Source organism: Streptomyces sp. Ac-502 (assembly GCF_045222935.1).
GTDB lineage: Bacteria > Actinomycetota > Actinomycetes > Streptomycetales > Streptomycetaceae > Streptomyces > Streptomyces monomycini.
Genome location: NZ_JBHFFO010000001.1, coordinates 6,024,550 through 6,050,267, shown reverse-complemented (window position 1 = coordinate 6,050,267; position 25,718 = coordinate 6,024,550). Strand labels below are relative to the sequence as shown.

Below are 25,718 nucleotides of genomic sequence, written 5' to 3'. Positions count from 1 at the left end.
GTGCGGGGGCGCGAACTCCCCCGCGTACGGCAGCACGACCCGCGCCAGGCCCTGCGCCGCACGCCGGGGCGCCACCGCTCGCGCCCCCGCACACCTCACCCGCCCCGAAACCCCTACTTGTCGGGCCGCACCACCCCGAGGATCGGCATCGCCCCGGCCCCGGCGACCGTGATCTGCCGGCCCGGTCGCGGCGCGTGCACCATCGCGCCGTCCCCGATGTACATGCCGACGTGGCTCGCGTCGGGGAAATAGATGATCAGGTCGCCGGGGCGCATGTCCTTCAGATCGATGCGCGGCAGCTGCCGCCACTGCTCCTGCGAGGTCCGCGGGACCGGCCGGCCGGCCGCCTGCCAGGCCCGCATCGTCAGTCCCGAGCAGTCGAAGGTGTCCGGGCCCTCCGCGCCCCACACGTAGTCCTTGCCGATCTGCGAAGTCGCGTACGCCACCGCCTTCTTGCCGGCCTCCGAGGCGTGCGCGCCGATGTCCTTCAGCACGCCGGAGTCCAGCCACTTCTGCTGCTCCTGGAGCGCCCGCGCGTCCTCCAGCTTCTTCAGCCGCTCCTTCTCCTCCGCGGCCAGCCGCGACTCCACCTGCTGCGCGGCCTCGATCCTCTTGCGGACGTCGAGCTGCGCGGTCTCCGTCTTCCTGCGGTTCTCCTCCAGCCGCTCCCAGCGGTCGGTGGCGTCCTGCGCGTACCCCTCCAACGCGTTCTTCGTGCGGGCGAGTTCGTCGCCCAGGTCCTTCGCGGCGTGCTGGCCCTTGCGGACGAGCGTGGCGTTGTCGAGGAAGCGCTCGGGGTCCTTGTTGAGCATGAGCCGGGCCTCGGGCGGGATGCCGCCGCCCCGGTACTGCGCGCTGGCCAGCGCGCCCGCCTGGCGTCTGAGTTCGTCCATCTGCTTCTGCGTCCGGTCGATCGTCTGCGCCAGCTTGACGATCTCCTTCTGCTGGAGGGCGACCTGCTCCTTCGCCGCGTTGTACGCCTCGGTGGCCTGCTCCGCCTTGCGGTAGAGGCCCTCCAGCTCCTTGCGCACCTCTTCGAGGCGCTTTTCGGACACGGCGGGGCCGGGGTCGGCGTACGCGGCCGGAGCCGTCCCGCCGAGGATCCCGGTCACGCCCAGGACCACCGCCGTGGCGGCCACCACGGCACCGCGCAGCCCCCGTACGCCCCGCCGGCGCTCCACGCCCGCCCGGCCCCGTACATCCGCCGTGCTCCGCCCGCCCGCCCGGTTCCCCGCACCCACCAGGTTCCGTACACCCGCCCGGCTCCCCGCGCCCGCCACGTTCCGTACGCCCGTCAGACCCCCCGCGCCCACCCGCCGCGGCTCGTCCGCCGCACCCGCGCCGTCCCGTACGTCACGTTTGCCGTACGCATCGGGATCGCCCCGCCCTGCCCCCTGCCGCCCCACCAGCCACCTCCGGTCGTTCCGCACCGATTCGTGCACGTCCACAGGCGCGGATGCTGCCATACCGGCGGGTAATCCGACAGAGCGCCGCACAGGTTTCCGGGCCGCCCGCGCGCCGCCCCCAGCCGACGGCCGAGGTTCACCCGGCGTTCACTCTCCTCCATCGGCGGCTTCACCTGATCTGCCTAATTTCGGCCGTACCGAGCGGCGCGCCACTCCTGCGGAGCGAACGCGGCACGGCATTGCTGAACCAACCGACCACCCGCTCCGGCGACCCTTGCCCGGCCGCTGCGGCCGCCGCACAGTGACCTCGCGGTCACCATCCGGGTGACCACCCGGTCGCCACGCCGGTGACCACCACGTCCGCACCCCGCACGCCGAACGAGAAGCGGCGCGCCCCAGGAAGGAACTCACGACAGTGAAGCAGCTGCAGCGCAAGAACCGGGTTCGCGCCCTCGCCGTCGGCGCTCTCGCCGTCACCGGTGCCCTGACCCTGTCGGCGTGCGGCTCCGACGACACCAGTGGTGGCGGCGGGGCGGCTTCCGCGGCGAAGACCGGCAACGTCAAGTGCGAGGGCAAGGGCAAGCTGCTCGCCTCCGGCTCGTCCGCGCAGAAGAACGCCATGGACGCCTGGGTGCAGGCCTACTCGGGCGCCTGCAAGGACACCAGCATCAACTACCAGCCCACCGGCTCCGGCGCGGGCATCACCACCTTCCTCCAGGGCCAGACCGCCTTCGCGGGCTCCGACTCGGCGCTCAAGCCCGAGGAGGTCGAGAAGTCCAAGCAGGTCTGCAAGGGCGGCCAGGCGATCAACCTGCCGATGGTGGGCGGCCCGATCGCGGTCGGCTACAACGTGCCGGGCGTGGACAGCCTCGTGCTGGACGCGCCGACCCTCGCCAAGATCTTCGACTCGGAGATCACCAAGTGGAACGACGAGGCGGTCAAGAAGCTCAACCCGGACGCCAGCCTGCCGGACCTCAAGATCCAGGCGTTCCACCGCTCCGACGACTCCGGCACCACCGACAACTTCACCAAGTACCTCAAGGGCGCGGCCCCCGGCGCCTGGAAGCACGAGCCCGGCAAGACCTGGGAAGGCAAGGGCGGCCAGGCCGCGTCCGGCTCGGCAGGGGTGTCCTCACAGGTCAAGCAGACCAGCGGGGCGATCTCCTACTTCGAGCTGTCGTACGCCACGGCCAGCAAGATCAACACGGTCAAGCTGAACACCGGCGCCAAGGACCCGGTCGAGGCCACCGTCGACAACGCCTCCAAGGCCATCGCCGAGGCCAAGCAGGTCGGCACGGGCAGCGACCTGGCCCTGAAGCTCAACTACACCACCAAGGCCGAGGGCGCCTACCCGATCACCCTGGTCACGTACGAGATCGCCTGCGACAAGGGCAACAAGGCGGAGACCCTGCCCGCCACCAAGTCCTTCCTGACCTACATCGCCGGCAAGGACGGCCAGAACGCCCTCAAGGAGCTGGGCTACGCGCCGCTGCCCGCCGAGATCGCCGACAAGGTCCGCTCGGCCGTCGCCTCGCTCTCCTGACCCACCGGGCGGCGGCCCGCGCCCCGCAGGCCGCCGCCCGTCCGGTGCACCGCCGCGCCAGGAGCCCCCGCCGGGCTCCGCAGACCGGAGAAACCATGAACTCAGCACCCTCGATATCCAGCGCACCACCGCCACCGCCCGCGCCGCCCGCCGCCTCCCCGGTGTCCGGCAGCGCGGTCCGCCCCGGAGACCGGATCTTCCTCGGCCTGTCCCGCGGCTCGGGCATCGCCCTCCTGGTGATCATGGCGGCCATCGCGGCCTTCCTGACCGTCCGCTCCGTGATCGCCGTCTCCGGGGACCACGCGAACTTCCTGACCTACTTCGAGTGGACCGCCTCCGGCACCGAGCCGAAGTTCGGCATCGCCGTCCTCGCCTTCGGCACCGTGGTCAGCTCGGTGATCGCGATGGCCGTCGCGGTCCCGGTCGCGGTCGGCATCGCGCTGTTCATCTCGCACTACGCGCCGCGCAAGCTGGCCTCGCTGCTCGGTTACGTCGTCGACCTGCTCGCCGCGGTGCCCAGCATCATCTACGGCCTGTGGGGCGCGCTGTTCCTCGTACCGCACCTGACCGGCCTCTACAGCTGGCTGGACGACTACCTCGGCTGGACCGGGATCTTCTCCTACGCCGACGAGGCCCCCGCTCGCTGTTCACCGTCGGCATCCTGCTCGCGATCATGATCCTGCCGATCGTGACCAGCGTCAGCCGCGAGGTCTTCCTCCAGGCGCCGAAGATGCACGAGGAGGCCGCGCTCGCGCTCGGCGCGACCCGCTGGGAAGTCATCCGGATGTCCGTCCTGCCGTTCGGCCGCTCCGGCGTCATCAGCGCCTCGATGCTGGGCCTGGGCCGCGCGCTCGGCGAGACGATGGCGGTGGCCACCGTCCTGTCCCCCAGCTTCCTGATCAACACCAGCCTGCTGGACGGGGGCGGCGGCACCTTCGCCCAGAACATCGCCAGCAAGTTCAGCGAGGCCGACGAGTTCGGGCAGGACGCCCTGATCGCCTCCGGCCTCGTCCTCTTCGTCATCACGCTGCTCGTCAACGGCGCGGCCCGCCTGATCATCGCCCGCCGCAAGGAGTATTCGGGGGCCAACGCATGAGTAACACGGTCACCGCGCGACGGCCCGTCGCCGACAGCGCGCCCCTCCCCGTCTCGCTCAAACAGCCCCGGCTGCCCCGCTGGGCCCCCGCCGGGCTCGCCGCGGCCGCGGCCGCCGTGGGCTGCGGCATCGGCCTGGCAGCGGGCCTGGAGAGCCGTATCCAGTGGGGCCTGATCGCCGCCCTGCTGTTCGTCCTCGGTACGTTCCTGCTCGCCGCAGCCGTCGAAGGCACCCGGCAGGCCAAGGACCGCCTCGCCACCAGCCTGGTGTGGATCTGCTTCCTGCTGGCCGTGGTCCCGCTCGTCTCCCTCATCTGGGAGACCGTCGCCCGCGGCATCAAGGTCGTCGACGGCTACTTCCTCAGCCACTCGATGGGCACCCTGCCGGACGCGATGGCCGGCGGCGGCATCTACCACGCCCTCGTCGGCACCCTCCAGCAGGTCGGCCTGGCCGCGCTGATCGCCGCGCCGGTCGGCCTGCTCACCGCGATCTACCTGGTCGAGTACGGGCGCGGCAAGCTGGCCAAGGCCGTCACCTTCTTCGTCGACGTGATGACCGGCATCCCCTCGATCGTGGCCGGCCTGTTCGTCCTGTCGGTGTGGATCCTGATCCTCGGCTTCGGCCCGTCCGGCTTCGCCGGCGCGATGGCGCTGGCCATCCTGATGACGCCGGTGGTCGTGCGCTCCACCGAGGAGATGCTCAAGCTGGTCCCCAACGAGCTGCGCGAGGCGTCCCTGGCCCTCGGCGTGCCGAAGTGGCGCACCATCCTCAAGGTGGTGCTGCCCACCTCGGTCGGCGGCATCGCCACCGGCGTGATGCTGGCCATCGCCCGTATCACCGGTGAGACCGCGCCCGTACTGCTGCTGGTCTGGGGCGCCAAGACGATCAACAACAACCCCTTCGAAGGCGCCCAGCAGTCGCTGCCGCTGTACGTGTTCCAGCAGTGGCAGCAGGGCTCCGACGCCTCGTACGACCGTGCGTGGGGCGCGGCGCTCGTCCTGATCGCCTTCGTCATGATCCTCAACCTGGTGGCCCGCGGCATCGCCCGCTGGAAAGCCCCCAAGACCGGCCGCTGACCCTCCAGCGTCACGAAAGAAGCAGTGATCCCCATGGCCAAGCGAATCGACGTCAGCGGCCTCTCCGCCTACTACGGCAGCCACCGGGCCATCGACGACATCTCCATGACCGTCGAGCCCCGCTCGGTGACCGCCTTCATCGGCCCCTCGGGCTGCGGCAAGTCGACGTTCCTGCGCACCCTGAACCGGATGCACGAGGTCACCCCGGGCGGCCGCGTCGAGGGCAAGGTGATGCTGGACGACGAGAACCTGTACGGCAGCGGCGTGGACCCGGTGGCGGTACGCCGTACCGTCGGCATGGTCTTCCAGCGCCCGAACCCGTTCCCCACCATGTCGATCTTCGACAATGTCGCGGCGGGCCTGCGCCTGAACGGCACGGTGAAGAAGAAGTCCGAGCTGAACGACGTCGTCGAGAAGTCCCTCAAGGGCGCCAACCTCTGGAACGAGGTCAAGGACCGGCTGAACAAGCCCGGCTCCGGCCTGTCCGGCGGCCAGCAGCAGCGGCTGTGCATCGCCCGCGCCATCGCGGTCGAGCCGCAGGTGCTGCTGATGGACGAGCCGTGCTCGGCCCTCGACCCGATCTCCACCCTCGCCATCGAGGACCTGATCGGCGAGCTGAAGGAACGGTTCACGATCGTCATCGTGACGCACAACATGCAGCAGGCGGCGCGCGTCTCGGACCGTACGGCCTTCTTCAACCTGGCCGCGGTCGGGCAGCCCGGCAAGCTGGTCGAGATCGACGACACCGAGCGGATCTTCTCCAACCCGTCGGTCCAGGCCACCGAGGACTACATCTCCGGCCGCTTCGGCTGAGCGCCCGTCCGGGTCCCGCGCGGGCCCGGACCCGGGCCCGCCCCGTACGTCCTGCGGTGCTGCATGGCGGTGCCACCGCAAGGACGAGGCCCGCCCTCCGGAAGCGGAGGGCGGGCCCACAAGAACGTGCGGCTCAGCGGCCGCGCGGCGTCACGCGAACACCAGATGGACGCACCAGTAACACAGGGCGGCCACCGCCGCGCCGGCGGGCATGGTGATGAACCAGCCCATGACGATGTTCTTGGCGACGCCCCAGCGCACCGCGCGGGTGCCCTTGGTCGAGCCCACACCCATGATCGCCGAGGTGATGACGTGGGTGGTGGAGATCGGCGCGTGGAACATGAACGAGGCGGTGTACATGACGGACGCCGCGGTCGTCTCCGCCGCGAAGCCCTGCGGCGGGTCCAGCTCGATGATCCGCCGGCCGAGCGTGCGCATGATGCGCCAGCCGCCCGCGTACGTGCCCAGCGACAGGGTCAGCGCACAGGCGATCTTCACCCAGACCGGAATGGCGTCGCCGGAACCCTGGACGTCCGCGATGACCAGCGCCATCACCACGATGCCCATGGTCTTCTGGGCGTCCTGGAGGCCATGTCCGAGCGCCATGCCGGCCGCCGAGACCGTCTGCGCGATGCGGAAGCCCCGCTTCGCCTTGTGCGGGTTGGACTTCCGGAACAGCCACATGATCGCGACCATCACCAGATAGCCGAGGACCAGGCCGATCACGGGCGAGACGAACATCGGGACGACGACCTTCTCTATGACGCCCGACCAGTAGACGGTCGTGCCGCCCGCCAGCGCCGCGCCGACCATGCCGCCGAAGAGCGCGTGCGAGGACGACGACGGCAGCCCGAAGTACCAGGTGACCAGGTTCCAGACCACCGCTCCGACCAGGGCGGCGAAGAGGATGCCCATCCCCTTGGAGCCCTCGGGCGTGGAGATCAGCCCTTCACTGACCGTCTTGGCGACCCCGCTGCCCAGGAAGGCACCGGCGAGGTTCATCACCGCGGCCATCGCGAGCGCCGCCCGCGGGGTCAGGGCCCGGGTGGAGACCGAGGTCGCGATGGCGTTCGCGGAGTCGTGGAAGCCGTTGGTGTACGTAAATCCGAGCGCGACCCCGATGGTCACGATGAGCGCGAAGGTGTCCACCGGAGGTCAGGACTCCTTGACCGCGATCGTCTCGACCGTATTGGCGACATGCTCGAAGGCGTCGGCCGCCTCTTCCAGGATGTCCACGATCTGCTTGAGCTTGAGCACCTCGATGGCGTCGTACTTGCCGTTGAACAGGTGCGCGAGCAGCTTGCGGTGGATCTGGTCGGCCTGGTTCTCCAGGCGGTTGACCTCGATCCAGTACTCGGTGAGGTTGGACATCGTGCGCAGGTTCGGCATCGCCTCGGCGGTCAGTTCCGCCGCCCGCGCCAGCACCTCGATCTGCTGCTCGACGCCCTTGGGCAGTTCCTCGATGTTGTAGAGGACGACCAGATCGACGGCCTCCTCCATGAAGTCCATGATGTCGTCGAGCTTCGAGGCGAGGTTGTAGATGTCCTCGCGGTCGAACGGCGTGATGAACGAGGAGTTCAGCTGGTGGAAGATCGCGTGGGTCGCGTCGTCCCCCGCGTGCTCCGCCGCCCGCATCCTCTCGGCGATCTCTGTCCGCGCGGAGGCGTCCGCCCCGAGCAGTTCCATCAGGAGCTTGGAGCCTGTGACGATGTTGTCCGCGGACGCCGCGAACATGTCGTAGAAGCTCGTCTCCCTGGGGGTCAGACGAAAGCGCACGTGAAATCCTCGGGGTGCATCGGATTCGGTCGAGATGATGCTAGGCGCATCATCCAGCCACAGCTAACCGGCATTCCTTCAGTGTCGCCCATCGGGCAGCATGCTCTGCACGGGGTACCGCCCGCGCCTGCGAATTTCTGTACCATATACCCGCTAGGGGTATATGGAATGCCTACGTACCACGGGAGATGGCCATGACGACCACGGACGCCGACACCAACGGCACCACCGCAGCCGCCGCGGCCCACCACGCCGGCGGACCGGAAACCGCCCTCGGCACCGGCCCCGACGCCGTCACCGCTCACGATCTGGGCATCCACGGTTACGCGCAGCACAAGGACGCGCACCTCAAGAGGCTGCGCCGGATCGAGGGCCAGATCCGCGGCCTCCAGCGGATGCTGGAAGAAGATGTGTACTGCATCGACATACTCACCCAGGTGTCGGCGAGCACTAAGGGCCTGCAGTCCTTCGGCCTCCAGCTCCTGGAGGAGCACCTGCGGCACTGCGTCGCCGACGCCGCCGTCAAGGGCCCCGAGGCCATCGACGAGAAGGTCAAGGAAGCCACCAAGGCCATCGAGCGGATGCTGCGCACCTGAGCGCGGAGGCCGGACGTACGGTTGCCGCGCAACCGTCACGCCCGGCGCCGCCGCCCACTCACCCGGGGGTCCCGGGTCCGTGCCCCGGTCGCGCGCGGTCCGCGTCCACGTCCAGCACCTCGTCGATACGGTCCGAGCTGAGCCGATCCTCGCTCGCGGCAGCCGCCGCGATCATCAACTCACCAGTCAGGTCGATCTCGACGAGGGCTACGTGGTCCTGAACCGTCGAGTTGCGGTGTGCGGCCACGTACAACACCTCCTCCTTCGAGCGCCTCCCCACTCTTCTGGTGGTTACCGCCCAGAGTAGGTACGGGCGCACGCTCCGCGCATGGCACGGATGGACCATTTCCGCCAGTTCGCACACGCCGTGGACTCGTACCCCGGACACCGCCGCCCGGGACCGGGCCGGACCCGCCGGCCGCGCCGCCCGGACGCCCGCGACGACCGCTCCCGGCCGCGCCCGGACGCCCGCGGCGAGCATGGTCAGCCGCCCGCGGCGGCGACCTTGCCCGTGTAGATGTCGGCCCGGTCGGGCAGCCGGACCGGGACCGGCGCCCCGAAGCCGTACAGCGTGGTGGTGGAGGTCACCGACGTCCCGCCCGTCGTGCCGTTGGCGAAGCGGAAGCGCTGGCGCACCTTGCGCAGCCGTCCGGTGTCGTCCAGGTACGCGTCAAAGGGCACCACGTCGGTGGTGAAGCCTTTCTCCGCCGCGGTCAGCGCGGGCCGCACCGCCGCGGACGCCGCGCGCGCCGCGGCGCCGATGTCCGTCGTCCCGCTGAAGTGCCGCACCGGGACGCCGTCCAGCCGCTCCCGCCCCTCGTACGTCACCTCCCGCACACCCCGCAGCAGCTCGGCGGCGGCCATCGGATCGGTCGCGCCGCCGGTGACGAGATTGCCGTCGGCCAGCGAGGCGGTGTCCACCCGCACCCACTTGCCGGCCGGCACGCCCGCCCCGCGGTTCTTCATGTACAGCGCGGACGGCGTGAGGATCTCGGTGATCGTGCGCTGCGCGCCGCTCCCGTCGCCGGTGTCCGGAAGCCGTACGTTCAGCTGCCCGGTCCGCTTGCGGTAGTCGTGACCGCCGGTCCCCCGGATGGCGACGCGGGTGCCGCCGCTGACGGTCTCCATCTCCGTACGCACCCGGGAGGAGCCGGCCCGGACCAGCGCGTCGGCACTGCCGCGCAGGGCCGCGGCGTAGTCCGTACGGCCGGCAGGGGAGCCGGCGTCCGCCGGGCCGGCGGGGTCCCGCGGCCCGGCGGACGGACGGTCGCCCGGTGGGCGGGCACGGTCGGTGAAGGGCGGCCCGGCCGCGGACCCGCCCACCGGGCCGTCTGCGGAGCGGCGGGCCGAGGTGTGGTCGTCGGCCGCCGCCCCGTTGGGGGAGCAGCCCGTGGTGAGCAGCCCGGCCACCAGGCCCACCCCGCACACGGCGGCCGCGACGGCGCCGCCTCGCCTGTCCTGCACCACCATCGCGTACGAGCCCCCTCGGCCGCTCTGCTCGGGTAGTAGCGGACCGGGATGTTCCGGTTGTCCGGACCACCACGACCCGTTCCGTTCAACGACTGTTCAGCCCGCTTCGTCACGCCCGTACACCTCGGGCGCGTAGCGTGGCGCCGTGCAGGACCGAGCAGCACAGGAGCCGACAGCGCCGCTCTCCGGGGCGCCCGACCACCGGACCACCACCACCGAACGGGGTTCGTTCTGCCTGGCCCGCTGCATCTGCGGCTGGCACGGCCCGGCGCGCCGGGCCCGCTCCCAGGCGCGGACGGACGCGGAGCAGCACCACCGGGCGGAGTGAGCACCGGCCCCGCCGACCGACTGCGGGCGGACGCGCCACACCCGCCCGGCAGGCCCCACGCCCATAACCGCACGTAGCGCCCCATCGCCACGCCCCTGGAACCTCCCCGGGCCCCCGCCCCATCTGGGTAGGGGAAGCATCCACGGCGCGCGGACCCGCAAAGGGTCCCAAAAGGGGCAGTTCACAATGAAGCGGCGCACGATACTGGCAGCCGGCGGCGGACTCGCGGCGGCTACCGCCGGCTTGACCACCGCCTGCAGCACCGACAGCGGCCACGCGAACACCCCCGGCGGCGCCGCGTCCGGCGGCGTCGGCCTCAACACCAGCTCGCAGGCGGGCAGGCCCCCGGCCGCCAAGGCGTCGTGGGACGCGCTGCGCAAGAGCCTCGACGGCAAGCTCGTACGCGCCGGCGAAGCCTCGTACGACGCGGCCCGCCGCCTGTACAACACCCGTTATGACAACCTGAAGCCCGCGGCCGTCGCCTACGTCCGCCACCCGGCCGACATAGCCGAGTGCCTGTCCTTCGCCCGCCGCTACAACGCCCCCGTCGCGATACGCAACGGGGGTCATTCATATGCCGGTTGGTCCAGCGGCAACGGCAAGCTCGTCATCGACGTGTCCGCCCTGAACTCGGTCTCCGCCCCCTCCGGCGGCATCACCCGCATCGGCGCCGGCGCCAAGCTCATCGAGGTCTACGAAGGCCTCGGCAAGCACGACGTCACGATCCCCGGCGGCTCCTGCCCGACCGTCGGCATATCGGGCCTCACCCTCGGCGGCGGCCACGGTGTCGCGTCCCGCGCCTACGGCCTGACCTGCGACAGCCTCGTCGGCGCCACCGTCGTCACCGCCGACGGCAAGACCGTCGAGTGCGACGCCAAGCGCAACGGCGACCTCTTCTGGGCGCTGCGCGGCGCCGGCAACGGCAACTTCGGCGTGGTCACCGAACTCCGCTTCCGCACCCACGCCGCGCCCCGCTCGGTCATGGCCTACCTGACCTGGCCCTGGGCCAAGGCCACCGCCCTGCTGCGCTCCTGGCAGGAGTGGGGCCCCACCCAGCCCGACGAAATATGGTCGTCCCTGCACCTGGACGCCCACCCCGGCGGCACCCCGACCGTCTCCGTCGCCGCCTTCTCCCTCGGCTCCTACGGCGACCTCCAGAACGCCGTCGACAAACTGGCCGACCGCGCGGGCGGCCCCGGGCCCGCGAAGTCCGTACGGCTGACGCCCAGCTCGTACCTCGACGCGATGGAGTCCTACGCGGGCTGCTCCTCGAAGACCACCGAGCAGTGCCACCTGCCGGGCGCCCTCCCCGGCCGCGACGCCGCCGGCAAGCTCGCCCGCGAGACGTACGCCGCCCGCTCCGACTTCTACGACCGCTCGCTGGACGCGGCCGGCCTCCGCGCCCTGCTCGGCCAGATCGAGGCCGCGAGCCGCAAGGGCGTCGCCGGCAACGCGTCGCTGACCGCGCTGGGCGGCGCGATCAACCGGGTCCGCCCCACCGACACCGCCTTCGTGCACCGCCGCTCGCGCTTCCTCGCGCAGTACCTGGCGTCCTGGAAGGCGGGCGGCACGGGCGCCGCCCAGAGCGCCTGGCTGGACGGCATCCACGGCGCGATGCGGCGCTACGCCTCGGGCGCCGCCTACCAGAACTACACGGACGCGGCCCTGACCGACTGGAAGAAGGCCTACTACGGCCCGGCCGCCGGCCGCCTCACCGAGCTGAAGCGGCAGTACGACCCGAACGGGCTGTTCAGGACGTTCCCGCAGGCCCTGTGACGGTGCGTCCGTCCCATGCGGTGGGGCGGCGGCACGTCCGTCCCGTATGGCGGGGGTAGCGGCACGTCCGTCCCGTATGACGGAGGTGACGGCCCGCCCGGCCCCCGTACGACGCGGGTGACGACGTGTCCGTCCCCCTGCGACGAGAGTGACGGCGCGCCCGTCCCCCATGCGACGAGGGAGGACCGGGCTGTCGGCCCCGGTCCTCCCTCGTCGTCCGTCCGTTCCGTCTCCCCGGCTACGCCGCCAGGTCCTCGTCCCGCTCCTCGCGCGCCACCGGCGGTACGGCCGTCACCGGCCCGGAGACCGCACGGGGCGCGGGGCCGCCGCCCGGACGAGCCACCAGGCGGGCGAGCGCCCCACGGCCGTCGTCACCGGGATCAGCATCGCCTGCGCCACCGGCGCCAGCAGCAGCGCCACCGCCGTGCCGAGCGCGAAGCCGCCGATGACGTCCGTCGGGTAGTGGACGCCCATGTAGACCCGGCAGAAGCCCTCCAGCAGCGCCAGGCCGATACCGATCAGCCCGTACTTGCGGTGGGCGATGAACAGGCCCACGCCGACCGCCATGGTCAGCGTCGCGTGGTCGCTCACGAAGGAGAAATCCGTCTTGCCGGGCACGAGGACTTCCAGCCCGGCGTGGACCCGGAACGGCCGGGGCCGCTCCACCACCGCCCGGATCGGGATGTTGGCCAGCAGCGCCACCCCGGCGGCCAGCGGCGCCCACACCAGGCCCGCCACCCTGCCCGGCGCGTCCGGCCGCCTGCGCGCGCCCCACCAGGCGATCAGACAGAGCACGGCGAGCGCGGCGATCAGGCCGTACTCCCCCACGAACTTCGTGGCGCGGTTGAGCCACTCCGGTGCGTCCTTCGCGAGGCCGTTGATGCCGTCGAGCACGTTCACATCGGGGTTCGACCCGTCCACTGCGAGTCCAGCCATCTGCCGCGGCCCCTTACCTTTCGCGCGCGCGAGCGCCGTGTGAGTGCTGCCAACCCCCGTGGTCGTCGGGCGTGGCCGGAATTCCACGGCCTCGCCATGTCTCCATGCCCAGGAAACGCGATGGACAGCCGAGCCGTTCCAGCTTCCACCGGATGATCACCAGGACGTTATCGAAGAGAGACTGATGTCCGCAGTTCAGGGCCCCATGTTCACGCAGCGTTCGGCCGGGGCAGTGCTTTCGCGCCATCTTCGGTGACCCGGGTCGCACCGATGTAGTCCGGTGTGTCGATCTTGTCGAACCGGATCACCGCGCCCGTGTACGGAGCATTGATCATGTAACCGCCGCCCACGTAGATCCCGACGTGGTGGATGGACCGCGGATCGTTCAGATCGTGCGCGAAGAACACCAGGTCCCCGGGGAGCAGCTCGTCCCGCTTCGGATGCGGCCCGGCGTTCCACTGGTCGTTGGCCACCCGCGGCAGCTCGATGTCCACCGCGTGGTACGCCGCCTTCGTCAGCCCCGAGCAGTCGAACCGCCCGTCCTGGTCCGGCGTGCCGTTCCCGCCCCACAGGTACGGCTTGCCCAGCTGCTCCTGCGCGAAGGAGATCGCGGCGGCCGCCTGCCGGGAGGCCGGCACCCGCCCGACCGGCGCCTCGAAGCTCTTGGCGAGGGTCGTGATGATCTTCACGTAGTTCTGCGTCTCGCTGATCGCCGGGACCCCGCCCGCCTTGATCACCCGGTACGCGCCCGCGTTGTACGCCGCCAGCATGTTGTGCGCCGGGTCACCGGGCACGTCCTTCACGTACTTCGCCAGCTCGCAGTCGTACGACGCCGCCGACGGGATCGCGTCCGCCGGGTCCCACACGTCCCGCCGGCCGTCCCCGTTGCCGTCGATGCCGTGCGAAGCCCACGTACCGGGGATGAACTGGGCGATTCCCTGCGCCGCCGCCGGGCTCTGCGCCCTCGGGTTCCAGCCGCTCTCCTGGTACAGCTGCGCGGCGAGCAGCGCCGGGTTGATGGCGGGGCACAGATTGCCCCACTTCTGCACCAGCGGCTGGTACGAGGCCGGCACCGCGCCCTTCGCCAGCCCCACCGCCCGGCCCGCACCACCCGCCAGGCCCGCGGCGGCCGTGTACGTGCCCACCACGAGCAGCGCGAGGAAGCAGAGCACCAGCCCGACCCCGACCCCACCGGCCACCCAGTATTTGCGCACCCCACAACCCTCCCCCAAACGGGCGCGTTTCACCGCCGTTTTCGTCATGTACCTCACCACACGACGGCGGTACGGGCCGCCTCCCGCGCTCCCGGCAGACCGCCCCGGGCGCGCGGCTCCACCCCGCGCCCGCCCCTCACTCCCCCAGCTCGGACCAGACCGACTTCCCGTCACCCGGCCCGTGCCGGCACACACCCGACTCGTCGGCACAGACCCCGACCAGGTACAGCCCGCGCCCGCCCGTCGCGTCGTCCGCGTGCCACCGCCGTACCGGCAGCCCCGGCGCCCCGTCGTGCACCAGCACCCGCAACGAGCCCGGTCCCGGCCACTCCCCGTACAGCGTCACCGGCTCCGAACAGCCACTGCGGCGGCAGGCGTTGACAGCGTTCGTCACCACCTCGGACGTCAACAGCAGCGCGGTGTCCGCCGGCCCGTCCCGCCCGGCCGAGCGCACCGCCGTACCGACCGCGTCCCTGGCCGCACGCACCCACCCCGGATCCGGCGGAAAGACGAGCGCGAAGTCACCGGCCGTGAGCGGCCGGGGCACGGCCTCGGTGGTGGGGCGCATGACGTGGCCTCCTGGCCCAGCGAGCGGCACCGCCGCCTCGGCGCCGAGCTGCGCAAACTGCGCCGGAGCGCCGGGCTCTCGGGCGACCGGGCCGCCGCACTGATCGACGCCGACCGCGGCCGCGTGAGCAACATCGAGGCGGGCCGGGTCGATGTCCCCCGCAACGGCCTCCACAAGTTGCTCCGGGCCTACGGCTGCACGGAGGGCCCGCTCTTCGAGGGGCTGATGGCGATGGCCCAGGACCGGGGGAAGGGGTGGTGGGGCGAGTACCGGGACGTGATGCGGCGCCCGGCCCTCGACCTCGCCGAGCTGGAGGCCGGAGCCACCAGCGTCCGCATGCACGAGTCGTCGACCGTACCCGGCATGCTCCAGACCGCCGACTACGCCCGGTCCATGTGCGCCATGGCGGCGGACGAGAGCAAGGACGAGCCCGTCGACCGATACGTGGAATTCCGCCTCGCCCGCCAGCGCGTCATCGAACAGAGCCCCGGGACCCCTACCACGCGGTGATCCACGAGAGCGCTCTGCACACACTGATCGGCGACGCGGAGATCATGCGCGGACAACTGCGCCGGCTGATCGAAGCAGCCCGCCTGCCGCACGTGACCGTGCAGGTGTTCCCCTTCGCCGCCGGGGGATTCTCCGCCTACAGCCGACCGTTCGCGCTGTTCGGCGGCCCGGCCCCGGAGCTCGACACCGTCCGGCTGGAGCAGCCGCTCGGCTCCGCGCTCCTGCACGACCGGCAGCACGTCGACAGGTATTCGAAGATCTTCACGAAGCTGTCCGAACTGGCGCTGCCGCCGGTTGCCCCCGATGCCAAGCCCGAGTCTCATGAGGGCCGGGACTCCCCGGCCTTGATCCACCACCTCATGTACGCCATGCAGTAAGGAACCGTCATGCCGCAGGTCGCCTGGCAGAAGTCGTCGTACGGCACCCACGGCAACGACGACTGCGTAGAGGTGACCGCGAACTCCGGCGGACCGGTCCGCTACCGCGAGAGCGACCACCCCGGGGAGGTCGCCCAGGTCACCAGCCACGCCTGGGCCGCGTTCCTCCGGGCCGTAAAGTCCTCAGCGTACGAGTGAGTGCACGAGGTCACCGCCCACCGCGGGCCCGACGGAGGAACTTATGCCGACCACCCCGACTCCCCCACTCCCCCGAGAACCTCACCTGGCAGAAGGCCACGGACGACGAGAGCGCGCCCGAGTACATCGAGGTCGCCTTCGGGGACGACGACCACGTCCACCTGCGCACGAACACCGAGCCGGACAACATCGTCACCACGACGCGCGTCAAGTGGGACGCGTTCGTCCTCGGAGTGAAGGCCGGGGAGTTCGACCACTTCGTGGGGCTTTGAGGCCACTCACGCCCCTCTGTCCGTACATTGCCCGGCGTGTTCGACCGTGATACACACGGTGATGCCGACGGGTCGTCAGGCGCCGCGCGCCCCTGCCCGCACGCAATCCCCACGGGATCCGTCAAAGAAAGCCGCCAAGTCGACATCTGGTGGCGGTTTTGTCGGCGAAGATAGATGCTGGCTCGTACCGTGAGGCGCGGGTACACAACAACCCATAAGGGGCGGTGAGTTCATTCATGCACTTGGCGGCCGAAAAGGGCGACATCACCACCATCATTGGCGGAATCGCCCCGGACTGGGGTCCGTTCGGGACACTGGGCAACGAAGCACGCGTCATGATCGAGGTGGTCATGGCAGTGGCGATTCTGCTCTGCCTCGGCATCGCGATCTGGGGCGCGGCCAAACAGCGCATCGGCGCCACCGCGCTGCGCGACACGTTCAGCGCCGAACAGGGCAAGGGCCTCATCGTGGCCGGCCTGACCGGTGTGTTCATCATCGGGTCGCTCGGCACGCTCTTCACGATCGTGTACGGGATGGCCGTGTAGCCGGGGCGGCCGGGGACGGCCGCCCCGGTGCCCGGGAAGCGGCCCGGCCGACCTGTACGGACCGGCGGGCCGGACCGGCCGCCCGGCCGACCGGCCCTCCGTGCCGCAGCCCCCGTCGCACCACCGCCCCCTCCCCTCACCCCGAATCCCCTCACCCACGCCCCCGCACGCCCCCGGCGCAGCGCACCACGGACCGCCTCCTCCCGTACGCCCCGCCGGACGCCCGCACCACAGCCCCTCCTCACCTCCCCCACCACCGGCCACACCCTTCGCCGAGAGCACCCGCCGATGCCCGCTCATTCCGCCCCGAACCGTTCCGCTTTGCGCCACTCCGGCGAGCAACGGGCCGATTGGGCCGCGTACCGGGCGGGGACACAAGGGCTTGGCGGGGACCGAGCGGCGGCCGCGGCCCACGGGGTGGACGCACCCGCCGCAGAGTCCCCCATTCGCCTCTTCCGCCCGACACCTGAGGTCCCGTCACGGTGAGATCTACTCGTACCACTGCGCCCGAGCCGCTGCCCGCGCGGCTACGGTCATATACGGGCGGCAAAAGGACAGCAGCGACGGCCAGGTCGGTTGAGGGGGCACAGGCACGATGAGTCTCAGCGATGGCGGTGGATACGGCGGTGGCGAGCCGGGCGGCCCGGACACGGGCGGCCAGACCCGCACCAGACTCCCCGACGGCGGCGACGACCCGTACGGGGCGGGCCGCCGCACCCGTACCGGCCCCTCCAGCCGGAACCTGATCACGATCGTCGGCGTGGTGGTCCTCCTGATCGCGGCCATCGCCTTCGCGAACCGCGGCGGAGACGGGCAGGGGCCCGGCGACAACAGCGCCAAGGAAGCGGACGCCCGCTCCACCGCGCCGACCGGCACCAAGCCGGTCGAGGGCAAGAACGACGGCATCGCGTCGGGCTTCGCGAAGACGGAGCAGGGGGCGCAGTCGGCGGCGGCGAATTATGCGGTGGCACTGGTCTCCGCCGACATACTGAAACCCGCCGAGCGGCGCGCGATCGTGCAGAAGGTGTTCGTACCGGCCAGGGTCGGCGAGATGCAGGGCAAGCTGGACCAGGCGTACTCCGCCGAGTTCCTCCACAAGCTGGGCCTGGACACCAACGGCAACGCCGCCAAAGGCATGACGTACGTCTCGCGCACCGTCCCCGTCGGCACCAAGGTCGCCGCCTTCCAGGGTGACACCGCGAAGCTGGAGGTCTGGTGCACCGGGCTCTTCGGTACGGCCGGCCCGAGCTCGACGACACCGGTGACGAGTGACTGGTTCACCATGCAGCTTGAGCTCCGCTGGGCGGACAACGACTGGAAGGTGCAGAGCTTCGTGCAGAAGGACGGCCCTGCCCCTGTGAACGGCGACAACAAGACGTCCGGAGCCGACCAGATCGCCGAGGCGGTCAACCAGTACGGAGGCTTCACCTATGCCCGGTAACCGGCGGAGCCGCGCCCTCTCGATCACCGCTGCGCTGGCGACCGTACAGACCGCGGTGTTCATGCTGGCCACTCGCGCACTGGCCGCACCGTCGCCGACGCCCACACCGACGCCGGGTGCGTCCTCCCCAGGCGCCACCGTCAGCCCGTCGCCCAGCGCCTCCGCCAAGGAGGACTGCGACCTGATCGTCGGCATGGCCAAGGAATACTGCCAAGAAGGCGACAAAGCCAACACCACCCCCAAATCCCCCGGCGGCCTCACCGACAACAACCCCCTCGACCCCCTCACCTCCCTCGCCAAGGGCTGTGCCGACGCCGCCGCCTGGATCGTCAACAAGCTGTCCGACGCCGTGAAGGCGACCTCCCAGGTCGACTTCACCAACGCGGCCTTCCTGAAGCAGTACGCCGTCGTCTTCGCCGCCTCGACCGTGCTGACCCTCGTACTGTGGCTGCTCGCCGTCGCCAAGCGCGCCGTGCGCGGCGTGCGGCTGACGGAGGCGATCAGCGAGGCGATCGGCTTCCTCTGGCTGACCGTGCTCGCCTCCGCGTTCACGCCGCTGATCCTCTACACCGTCGTCTCCGCGACGGACGGCATCACCGAGATCATCGCGAAGGGTACGGGCGCGCAGACCGACACCTTCTTCGGGGCCTTCGCGGGGGCGCTGAAGAAGGACACGGACATCGGCGGCGGCCCGATCATGCTGATCGTGGTCTCGCTGGTCTCGGTGCTGGCGGCCGGTGTGCTCTGGCTGGAGCTGGTGATCCGGGCGGCCCTGCTGTACGTGGGCGCGCTGCTCGGTACGGTCGTCTACGCGGGCCTGGTCGACAAGAACATGTGGGGGCACGTCCGCCGCTGGGCGGGCATCATGATCGCGGTGATCATGGTGAAACCGGTCATCGTGATCGTCCTGGGCATCGCCGGCGCGCTCACCACCGGCGACGGCCCGAACGCCATCTCGGCCGTCGTCTCCGGCCTCGCGATCATCCTGCTGGCCATCTTCGCCAGCGCCGTGATCTACCGTTTCGTCCCCGGTTTCGGCGACGAGATGGTCTCGGCCCGTACGAACAAGAAGCAGGCCACCGAGGGCTCGCAGGCCGCCGCCGTGATCTCCTCGCCCGCCGCGCTGGTGTCCCAGGGCATCAAGACGCACAGTTCCCGCAAGTCCGGCGGGGGCGGCCAGGAGCAGGGCGGCGGCCAGGCCCGGCCGGCCGACGCGGTCTCCGGCGGTGTGGCCGCCCACGGCAGCCGCGGCGGCGGCTCCGGCGGCCGCGTCCCGGCCCCCGCCTCGCCCGCCCCCGCGCACATCCGTCCCCCGGTTCCAGCTCCGGCTCCACCGGCAACGCCCGCTCCGGCAAGACTCCAGGAGGTGACGGGCGTTGACGACCCAGTCCCACCCGATCACGCCCCGCCGCACCTACCTGATCGGCCGCGCCCGCCCGAACGCGATCGTCGGCAAGAACCGCGAGACCGGCGAGATCGCGCTGATCATCGCGGGCGCGTTCATCGGCATGGTGTGCGGTCTGCTGGTGCCGGTGCTGTCGCTGCGCATCGTCACCCTGACCGGTTTCCCGCTGCTGGCGATCGCCGCGGTCTACTTCCCGTACCGCGGCCGTACGTTCTACAAGTGGTTCGAGATCAACCGCAGCTACCGGCGTACGGTCCGCCGCGGCACGACGTACCGTTCCGGCGCCGCCGAGGCCGGGGTCCGCCTGGACGGACGCGAGGTGGAGATCGGCCCGCCGCCCGGCATCGGCCGCATCAACTGGCTGACCGCCCCGTTCGGCCCGGACGAGATCGCCGTCCTGCTGCACGCCGACCGCCGCACCGTCACGGCCGCCATCGAGATCGAGGGCCCGGGCGTCGGCCTGCGCGACAGCGAGGACCAGGAGGCCCTCGTCGAGCGGTTCGGCACGCTGCTCAAGCACGTCGCCAACGGGGACGGCTTCGTCACCCGCCTCCAGATGCTGGCCCGTACCCTCCCCGCCGATCCCGACGCCCACGCCAAGGACGTCGCCCAGCGCGGCAACCCGGACTCCCCGACTGGCTCCAGGACTCCTACGACCAGCTCCAGTCCATGGTCTCCACCTCCTCCGAACAGCACCGCGCCTACCTGGTCGCCTGCATGCACTACACCCGCGAACTGGCCGCCGAGGCGCACACCATGGCGCGCGCCGCGCACCTGCACAACGGCGGACTGATCCGCAAGAAGCTGGACCGGGACGCGGGCCTGGCCGTCGTCATGGCCCGCGAGCTGACCGACATCTGCGCGCGGCTGGCCGAGGCCGACATCCGCGTACGCCAGCCGCTCGGGCAGAGCCGGCTGTCGTCCCTGGTGCACTCCATGTACGACCCGGACCACCCCATCGACCACATCCAGGCGATGGGCCGGCGCAACGCCTGGCCGGCCGAGCTGGACGCGATGGAACCGACGTACCTCCAGGCCAAGACCCGTGAGTCGGCCACCCGCGCGCCCTGGTGCCACGCCACGGCCTGGGTCAAGGAATGGCCGCTGACCCCGGTCGGCGTCAACTTCCTGGCCCCGTTGCTGGTGCACACTCCCGACGTCATCCGTACGGTGGCGGTCTGCATGGACCTGGAGCCCACCGAGATCGCGATCGAGCGGATGCTGACGGAGAAGACCAACGACGACGCGGAGGCCAGCCGGGCCGCCAAGATGAACCGGGTGGTCGACCCGCGCGACGTGGCCCACCACGGCCGTGTCGACCAGCGCGGCGAGGACCTGGCCTCGGGTGCGGCAGGCGTCAACCTCGTCGGCTACATCACCGTCTCCTCCCGCTCCCCGGAGGCGCTGGCCCGCGACAAACGCACCATCCGCGCCTCGGCGGGCAAGAGTTACCTCAAACTGGAGTGGTGCGACCGGGAACACCACCGCGCCTTTGTGAACACGCTGCCGTTCGCGACCGGGATCCGCCGCTAAGCCGCTGGGAGGCGCGTACGTCATGGCCATGCTCGATCCGCTCGCAGCGCTCACCGAGGCGTTCACCAGCTTCCTGTTCGGGAAGGTGGAGACGACGCGGCTTCCCGTACGGACCTCCACCGGCCAGGCCCAGGCCGTCTACCTGCCGACCGCCGCACCGGGCCTGGGCGACTCCGGCGTGATCATCGGCCGCGAGGTCTACAGCGGCAAGGGCTACATCTACGACCCCTTCCAGCTGTACGGACAGCAGCTGCCCGCCCCGCACTGGCTGGTCCTCGGCGAGTCCGGCAACGGCAAGTCGGCGCTGGAGAAGACGTACGTCCTGCGCCAGCTGCGCTTCCGCGACCGGCAGGTCGTCGTCCTGGACGCCCAGGGCGAGGACGGCGTCGGCGAGTGGAACCTGATCGCCGAACAGCTCGGCATCACCCCCGTCCGCCTGGACCCCACCGCCGCCCTCAACGGCGGCATCCGCCTCAACCCCCTCGACCCGTCGATCACCACGACCGGCCAGCTCGCGCTGCTCCGTACGATCATCGAGGTCGCCATGGGCCGCGGCCTGGACGAGCGCTCCGGCTTCGCGCTCAAGGTGGCCCACGCGTACGTCAACGAGACGATCACCAACCGCCAGCCCGTACTGACCGACATCGTCGAGCAGCTGCGCCACCCGGAGGAGGAGTCGGCGGAGGCCATGAACGTCGACATAGACGACGTACGGGCCTGGGGCCTGGACGTCGCGCTGGTCCTCGACCGGCTGGTCGACGGCGACCTGCGCGGCATGTTCGACGGCCCGACCACCGCCGGCATCGACCTTGACGCGCCGCTGATCGTCTTCGACCTCTCGCACATCGACCGCAACTCGATCGCGATGCCGATCCTGATGGCCATCGTCGGCGTGTGGCTGGAGCACACGTGGATCCGGCCCGACCGGAAGAAACGGATCTTCCTGGTCGAGGAGGCCTGGCACATCATCAACTCGCCGTTCGTCGCCCAGCTCTTCCAGCGGCTGCTGAAGTTCGGCCGCCGCCTCGGCCTGTCCTTCGTCGCCGTCGTCCACCACCTCAGTGACGTGGTCGACGGGGCGGCCGCCAAGGAAGCCGCCGCGATCCTGAAGATGGCCTCCACCCGCACGATCTACGCCCAGAAGAGCGACGAGGCCCGGGCCACCGGTGCCGTCCTGGGCCTGCCGCGCTGGGCCGTCGAGATCATTCCGACGCTCACCCCCGGCATCGCGGTGTGGGACGTCAACGGCAACGTCCAGGTCGTCAAACACCTGATCACCGAGGCGGAACGGCCGCTGGTCTACACCGACCGGGCGATGACCGAGAGCTCCGCGATGCTGACGGAGGAAGCGCTCGCGATCGGGCGGGCGGCGGACGCGGAGGCCGAACGGCGGGCCGAAGAGCTGGCGCTGCGGCGGCAGTTCCGGGACGAGTCGAGCGAGACGGTGGCGTGACGCGGGGATACGGGAACGGTCAGGGGAACGGGCACGGCGGTACGGGCCTCCAGGGCGGCGCAGGGGGCCCTGCCGAACCCGGTGGCCCGGGCGGCCCGGGTGGCGGGCGGGGGCGCGGCGTCCCCGACTCCCTGCTGATCGGCGTGCTCGTCTTCCTCCTCGGCCTCACCGTCCTGGCCTGGACGGCGACCGGCCTGGCCGGACTCTTCACGCACGGCGCCTGGCCGGACGGCGTGACCTTCACCCGTACGCCCCTGGCCCTGCGCAGCCTCATAGGCGCCCCGCACGACCTCGCCGCCGCCTGGCCCGACACCCCGGCCGCACAGCTCTCCGGGTACGGGCTGTTCTGGGGCATCCTCATCAGCGAACTGCTGGTCCTGGTCGTCCTGACGGTCTTCACCCTGGGGACGATCGCCCGCTACCGGGCCGTACGGGCCAATCGGCGCGCTGTGGGGAAGGACGGCGGGTGGGACGGGGTTGCCGGGCGGGAAGGGGCTGCCGGTGCTGCCGGGACCAACGGGCCGGACGGTACTGCCGGTACCGCCGAAGCCGTCGCAACGCCTCCACCGGCCACGGGACCCGTCACGCCGACGGCCGCGGAATCCGTCACGCCGACGGCCATGGAACACGTCACGCCGACGGCCGCGGAACCCGCTGCGCCACCGGTCCCGCGGCCCGCGGCACCGCCGGCCTCGGAACCCGCGGCACCAGCAGTCTCACCCACCGCTGCAACCACCGGATCCACCACAAGCACCCCACCCACCCCTGCCCCTGTCCCTGTCCCCACCCCCACCGTCACTACCCCCGACCTCCTCCCCGCCCCCACCCCAGCCGTTCACTACGGCAGCGACCGCCGCCAGGCCGGCGCGCTCGCCGCGGCCGCCGTCGCCGCTGCCGAAGGTCCCCTCGTCGTCGCCACCACCGACCCCGCCCTCTGGGCCGACACCAAGGACGGCCGCGCCAAACTGGGCCCGCTGCTGACCTACGACCCGCAGCACCTTCTGGACACCCCGGCCCGGATGCGCTGGTCACCGACATCCGGCTGCGAGGACATCGCCATCGCCGCGGCCCGCGCGGCCGCGCTCCTCACCCCCGTACGCCCCGTCAGCACCCTCGACTCCGCGGTGGCCGACGCCGCGACGACCCTGCTGCGCTGCTGGCTGCACGCCGCCGCCGTGGACGGGCGGCCTTTCCGCCAACTGCACCGCTGGGCCCACACCAAGGGCGCCGCGCACGAGCCCGTACGGATCCTGCGTACGAACCAGAAGGCGTCGGCGGGCCAGGCGGGCGAGCTGGAGTCCGTACTGACCGCGCACGCGGAACGCCGGGAGATGGCCCAGGAGTTGGTCTCCCGTACCCTGGCGTCCCTGGCCTCGATCCACATCCGGGACGCCTGCAATCCGGCGCGATCCGATGCCCTTCTTCTCGAATCTTTCATCGACGAAGGGGGAACGCTCTACGTGGTAGGGGAATCCATCGAGGATCCGCGAACCACTCCGGGTGCGATGCCGTTGCTCGTCGCACTCCTCTCCAACGTGGTCGAGCGCGGCCGCCGCATGGCCGAACGGTCATCCGCCGGTCGGCTCGACCCACCACTCACCCTCGTCCTGGACGACATCGCGGCGCTGGCGCCGTTCCCCGCCCTGCCCGGCCTCCTAGAAACCGGCCGTGCGCAGGGGCTGTTGACGCTGGCTACGATGCGCTCCCAGGAGCAGGCCCGCGCCCGCTGGCCGCACACCCCGTTCCCGGCCTGACCGGCGGGCCGCTACGCGCGCTCCAGCGCCATCTCGTGCTCGACAGCGCTCTCGTCCTTGGGATCGGCCATCGTCCGGCCGGTCTCGACGAAGCCCAGTGAGCGGTAGAGGGCAGCCGCGCGCTCGTTCTCCTCGTGCACCCAGAGCCGTACGCGCTCCACCGCCGGCCGTGACCGGCCCCACGCCCACTCCACGGCGGCCGCGAACAGCTCGCGCACCAGCCCCGTACCGCGATGTTCCGGACGTACGTAGACCCCGACGATGTGCGCCCACGGCGCCTCGCCGCCCCGCTCGTCCGCGCCCTCCTTCTCGACGAGCACGACAACCATGCCGCCCCAACTGCCGTCCGGGGCCTCGCCGATGAACGTCACCGGATCCCGGTCCTCGTCACTCCGCGCCGCCCGCCGCTGCCACACCTCATCCGGGTACGCCGCGACCTTCTCGAAGGGCTCGTTGAAAGCGATGCGCGCCACCGGATCGGACAGCGCCGCCAGCCGGAGTTCCCTGAGCCGCTTCCACTCGTCCGCCTTGACCGGCCTGATCAGATACCCCATCGGACCAGCATCCCAGCAGCCCGTCCCTCTGGCCACACGTAATTCTCCCTCCCCACCCCGCACTTACTAGTTAGGCTAGCCTCACCTAACTAACATCCTTCTCGTGGAGGCACCGCCTTGCCCCGAGCCATGACCCCCTCCGAACCCACACCACTCACCTCCCGCACCGACACCGACACCCACACCCACAGCCTCCGCGCCCTCCGCCTGGCCGGCATCGCCGGAATCCTGACCTCCGCGGCCTGGCTCGTCGGCGACATCCTCCTGCTCGGCAAGCCCATGGTCGCGCCGGACCAGTACCCGATCCTCACCGCGTACGACGGCATGGCCCGCGACTCCCTGGCCGCGATGCTCCCCGCCTCCACCACCCGCCTGGCCTGGGGAGCCCTGCTCGGCGTCCTGACCGGGCCGCTCTACCTCTACGCCTGCCGCCACTTCCGCCACGCTCTTCTCCCGCAGCCCCGCCGGCTCGCCCTACCGCCCTTCCTCCTCCTGACGGCCGGCTACGCGCTCGCCCCCTTCGCCCACGGCTCGTTCTTCTACTGGGGCCAGGCCGCGAAGGCGGTGCACGAGTCCGGCGCCGACTCCGCCACGCTGACCGCTCTCCCGGGCGACCTCGCCACAGTGCTCTTCATCCCGTACGCGGTGCTCCTTGCCCTCTGGGGCGTCGGCTCGGTCTGGCTGGCCGTCCTCGTCCTCCGTGGCGGGACCGCCCTGCCCCGCTGGATGTGCATCGCCAACCCACTGGTCTGCACACTCATCGGCACTCTCGTCACCAAACTCTGGCCCGGTGCCATGGGTACGGCCCTCCAAGGAGCTGCCCTGAGCGTCGGCAATCTGCTGCTCTTCTCCCTCACCACCGCGGCGTTCTGGAGAAGGACGACCGACTGACCCTGTCCCGGAACGCAAAAAGCTCCGGTCCCTGAACCATAAGGTTCAGGGACCGGAGCTGAAAAATTGTTCGGCGGCGTCCTACTCTCCCACAGGGTCCCCCCTGCAGTACCATCGGCGCTGAAAGGCTTAGCTTCCGGGTTCGAAATGTAACCGGGCGTTTCCCTAACGCTATGACCACCGAAAC

General features: G+C 71.0%; 22 protein-coding genes, 1 rRNA gene and 4 pseudogenes. 17 read left to right on the top strand and 10 right to left on the bottom strand.

What is annotated here, in order from left to right; genetic code table 11:
• Window positions 1-113: 113 nt before the first annotated feature.
• Entirely contained in the window at window positions 114-1,139 is a 1,026-nt protein-coding gene (locus ACEXOX_RS27505; RefSeq protein ID WP_406526488.1) for an NlpC/P60 family protein, read from the bottom strand.
• Window positions 1,140-1,821: 682 nt separating this feature from the next.
• On the opposite strand from ACEXOX_RS27505, the gene pstS reads away from it, so the two are divergent.
• The 4 genes and pseudogenes from pstS to pstB all read left to right on the top strand — a co-directional run bounded on the left by pstS (window position 1,822) and on the right by pstB (window position 5,934).
• Complete coding sequence (gene pstS, locus ACEXOX_RS27500; protein WP_406523857.1) at window positions 1,822-2,949, top strand: phosphate ABC transporter substrate-binding protein PstS; 1,128 nt, start codon at window positions 1,822-1,824, stop codon at window positions 2,947-2,949.
• A 95-nt stretch (window positions 2,950-3,044) separates the two neighbouring features.
• Window positions 3,045-4,045: pseudogene (pstC, locus tag ACEXOX_RS27495) on the top strand (phosphate ABC transporter permease subunit PstC).
• Entirely contained in the window at window positions 4,042-5,121 is a 1,080-nt protein-coding gene (gene pstA, locus ACEXOX_RS27490; RefSeq protein WP_406523856.1) for a phosphate ABC transporter permease PstA, read from the top strand. Before pstC ends, pstA begins: the two are co-directional and overlap by 4 nt.
• A gap of 33 nt (window positions 5,122-5,154) precedes the next feature.
• On the top strand, window positions 5,155-5,934 hold the full coding sequence (gene pstB, locus ACEXOX_RS27485; RefSeq protein ID WP_030021076.1) for a phosphate ABC transporter ATP-binding protein PstB: 780 nt from the start codon (window positions 5,155-5,157) through the stop codon (window positions 5,932-5,934).
• 150 nt (window positions 5,935-6,084) lie between these two features.
• Here the strand turns inward: pstB and ACEXOX_RS27480 are convergent, their stop codons facing one another.
• Both ACEXOX_RS27480 and ACEXOX_RS27475 read right to left on the bottom strand, forming a co-directional pair.
• Complete coding sequence (locus tag ACEXOX_RS27480) at window positions 6,085-7,083, bottom strand: anion permease (protein ID WP_406523855.1); 999 nt, start codon at window positions 7,081-7,083, stop codon at window positions 6,085-6,087.
• A 6-nt stretch (window positions 7,084-7,089) separates the two neighbouring features.
• Window positions 7,090-7,710, bottom strand: coding sequence for a DUF47 domain-containing protein (locus tag ACEXOX_RS27475; RefSeq protein WP_030021078.1), 621 nt, complete (start codon window positions 7,708-7,710; stop codon window positions 7,090-7,092).
• Between the two features lie 194 nt (window positions 7,711-7,904).
• Here ACEXOX_RS27475 and ACEXOX_RS27470 point away from each other — a divergent pair, with 194 nt between their 5' ends.
• Window positions 7,905-8,306, top strand: a complete 402-nt coding sequence (locus ACEXOX_RS27470; protein WP_406523854.1) for a metal-sensitive transcriptional regulator — start codon at window positions 7,905-7,907, stop codon at window positions 8,304-8,306.
• Between the two features lie 58 nt (window positions 8,307-8,364).
• Here the strand turns inward: ACEXOX_RS27470 and ACEXOX_RS27465 are convergent, their stop codons facing one another.
• Together ACEXOX_RS27465 and ACEXOX_RS27460 are read right to left on the bottom strand one after the other, a co-directional pair.
• A complete protein-coding gene (locus ACEXOX_RS27465; RefSeq protein WP_406523853.1) occupies window positions 8,365-8,559 on the bottom strand; it encodes a hypothetical protein in 195 nt (64 codons plus the stop codon).
• Between the two features lie 230 nt (window positions 8,560-8,789).
• The gene (locus ACEXOX_RS27460) at window positions 8,790-9,776 is read right to left on the bottom strand and encodes a hypothetical protein (protein ID WP_406523852.1); all 987 of its coding nucleotides are present in this window, start codon (window positions 9,774-9,776) and stop codon (window positions 8,790-8,792) included.
• Window positions 9,777-9,921: 145 nt separating this feature from the next.
• On the opposite strand from ACEXOX_RS27460, the gene ACEXOX_RS27455 reads away from it, so the two are divergent.
• Both ACEXOX_RS27455 and ACEXOX_RS27450 read left to right on the top strand, forming a co-directional pair.
• Window positions 9,922-10,104: a hypothetical protein gene (locus tag ACEXOX_RS27455; RefSeq protein WP_406523851.1), complete on the top strand. Its 183-nt coding sequence runs from the start codon at window positions 9,922-9,924 to the stop codon at window positions 10,102-10,104.
• A 186-nt stretch (window positions 10,105-10,290) separates the two neighbouring features.
• Entirely contained in the window at window positions 10,291-11,880 is a 1,590-nt protein-coding gene (locus ACEXOX_RS27450; RefSeq protein WP_406523850.1) for an FAD-binding oxidoreductase, read from the top strand.
• A gap of 291 nt (window positions 11,881-12,171) precedes the next feature.
• On the opposite strand, the gene ACEXOX_RS27445 is transcribed toward ACEXOX_RS27450, so the two are convergent.
• The 3 genes from ACEXOX_RS27445 to ACEXOX_RS27435 all read right to left on the bottom strand — a co-directional run bounded on the left by ACEXOX_RS27445 (window position 12,172) and on the right by ACEXOX_RS27435 (window position 14,598).
• Entirely contained in the window at window positions 12,172-12,816 is a 645-nt protein-coding gene (locus ACEXOX_RS27445) for a phosphatase PAP2 family protein (protein ID WP_406523849.1), read from the bottom strand.
• A 209-nt stretch (window positions 12,817-13,025) separates the two neighbouring features.
• Window positions 13,026-14,030: an NlpC/P60 family protein gene (locus ACEXOX_RS27440; protein ID WP_406523848.1), complete on the bottom strand. Its 1,005-nt coding sequence runs from the start codon at window positions 14,028-14,030 to the stop codon at window positions 13,026-13,028.
• A gap of 136 nt (window positions 14,031-14,166) precedes the next feature.
• Window positions 14,167-14,598, bottom strand: a complete 432-nt coding sequence (locus tag ACEXOX_RS27435; protein WP_406523847.1) for an ATP-binding protein — start codon at window positions 14,596-14,598, stop codon at window positions 14,167-14,169.
• Window positions 14,599-14,601: 3 nt separating this feature from the next.
• Here ACEXOX_RS27435 and ACEXOX_RS27430 point away from each other — a divergent pair.
• From ACEXOX_RS27430 to ACEXOX_RS27390, 9 genes and pseudogenes are all read left to right on the top strand, one after another.
• Window positions 14,602-15,485: pseudogene (locus ACEXOX_RS27430) on the top strand (helix-turn-helix domain-containing protein).
• Window positions 15,486-15,494: 9 nt separating this feature from the next.
• On the top strand, window positions 15,495-15,683 hold the full coding sequence (locus tag ACEXOX_RS27425) for a DUF397 domain-containing protein (RefSeq protein WP_406523846.1): 189 nt from the start codon (window positions 15,495-15,497) through the stop codon (window positions 15,681-15,683).
• Window positions 15,680-15,955, top strand: coding sequence for a DUF397 domain-containing protein (locus tag ACEXOX_RS27420; protein WP_406523845.1), 276 nt, complete (start codon window positions 15,680-15,682; stop codon window positions 15,953-15,955). Before ACEXOX_RS27425 ends, ACEXOX_RS27420 begins: the two co-directional genes overlap by 4 nt.
• Window positions 15,956-16,191: 236 nt before the next feature.
• Window positions 16,192-16,500 (top strand): hypothetical protein, encoded by a 309-nt coding sequence (locus ACEXOX_RS27415; protein ID WP_030021086.1) that lies wholly within the window; start codon window positions 16,192-16,194, stop codon window positions 16,498-16,500.
• 595 nt (window positions 16,501-17,095) lie between these two features.
• Window positions 17,096-17,941, top strand: coding sequence for a hypothetical protein (locus ACEXOX_RS27410; RefSeq protein WP_406523844.1), 846 nt, complete (start codon window positions 17,096-17,098; stop codon window positions 17,939-17,941).
• Window positions 17,931-19,321, top strand: a pseudogene (locus ACEXOX_RS27405) (hypothetical protein). Before ACEXOX_RS27410 ends, ACEXOX_RS27405 begins: the two are co-directional and overlap by 11 nt.
• Window positions 19,318-20,879: pseudogene (locus ACEXOX_RS27400) on the top strand (SCO6880 family protein). The pseudogenes ACEXOX_RS27405 and ACEXOX_RS27400 overlap by 4 nt, the downstream one beginning before the upstream one ends.
• Window positions 20,880-20,907: 28 nt before the next feature.
• Complete coding sequence (locus ACEXOX_RS27395; protein WP_406523843.1) at window positions 20,908-22,332, top strand: ATP-binding protein; 1,425 nt, start codon at window positions 20,908-20,910, stop codon at window positions 22,330-22,332.
• Window positions 22,333-22,469: 137 nt separating this feature from the next.
• Window positions 22,470-24,086 (top strand): type VI secretion protein, encoded by a 1,617-nt coding sequence (locus ACEXOX_RS27390; protein ID WP_406526487.1) that lies wholly within the window; start codon window positions 22,470-22,472, stop codon window positions 24,084-24,086.
• Window positions 24,087-24,097: 11 nt separating this feature from the next.
• On the opposite strand, the gene ACEXOX_RS27385 is transcribed toward ACEXOX_RS27390, so the two are convergent.
• Window positions 24,098-24,640, bottom strand: coding sequence for a GNAT family N-acetyltransferase (locus ACEXOX_RS27385; RefSeq protein ID WP_406523842.1), 543 nt, complete (start codon window positions 24,638-24,640; stop codon window positions 24,098-24,100).
• A gap of 129 nt (window positions 24,641-24,769) precedes the next feature.
• On the opposite strand from ACEXOX_RS27385, the gene ACEXOX_RS27380 reads away from it, so the two are divergent.
• Window positions 24,770-25,531 (top strand): DUF6796 family protein, encoded by a 762-nt coding sequence (locus tag ACEXOX_RS27380; protein ID WP_406523841.1) that lies wholly within the window; start codon window positions 24,770-24,772, stop codon window positions 25,529-25,531.
• Between the two features lie 68 nt (window positions 25,532-25,599).
• Here the strand turns inward: ACEXOX_RS27380 and rrf are convergent.
• Window positions 25,600-25,716 (bottom strand): 5S ribosomal RNA (gene rrf, locus ACEXOX_RS27375).
• Window positions 25,717-25,718: the final 2 nt, after the last annotated feature.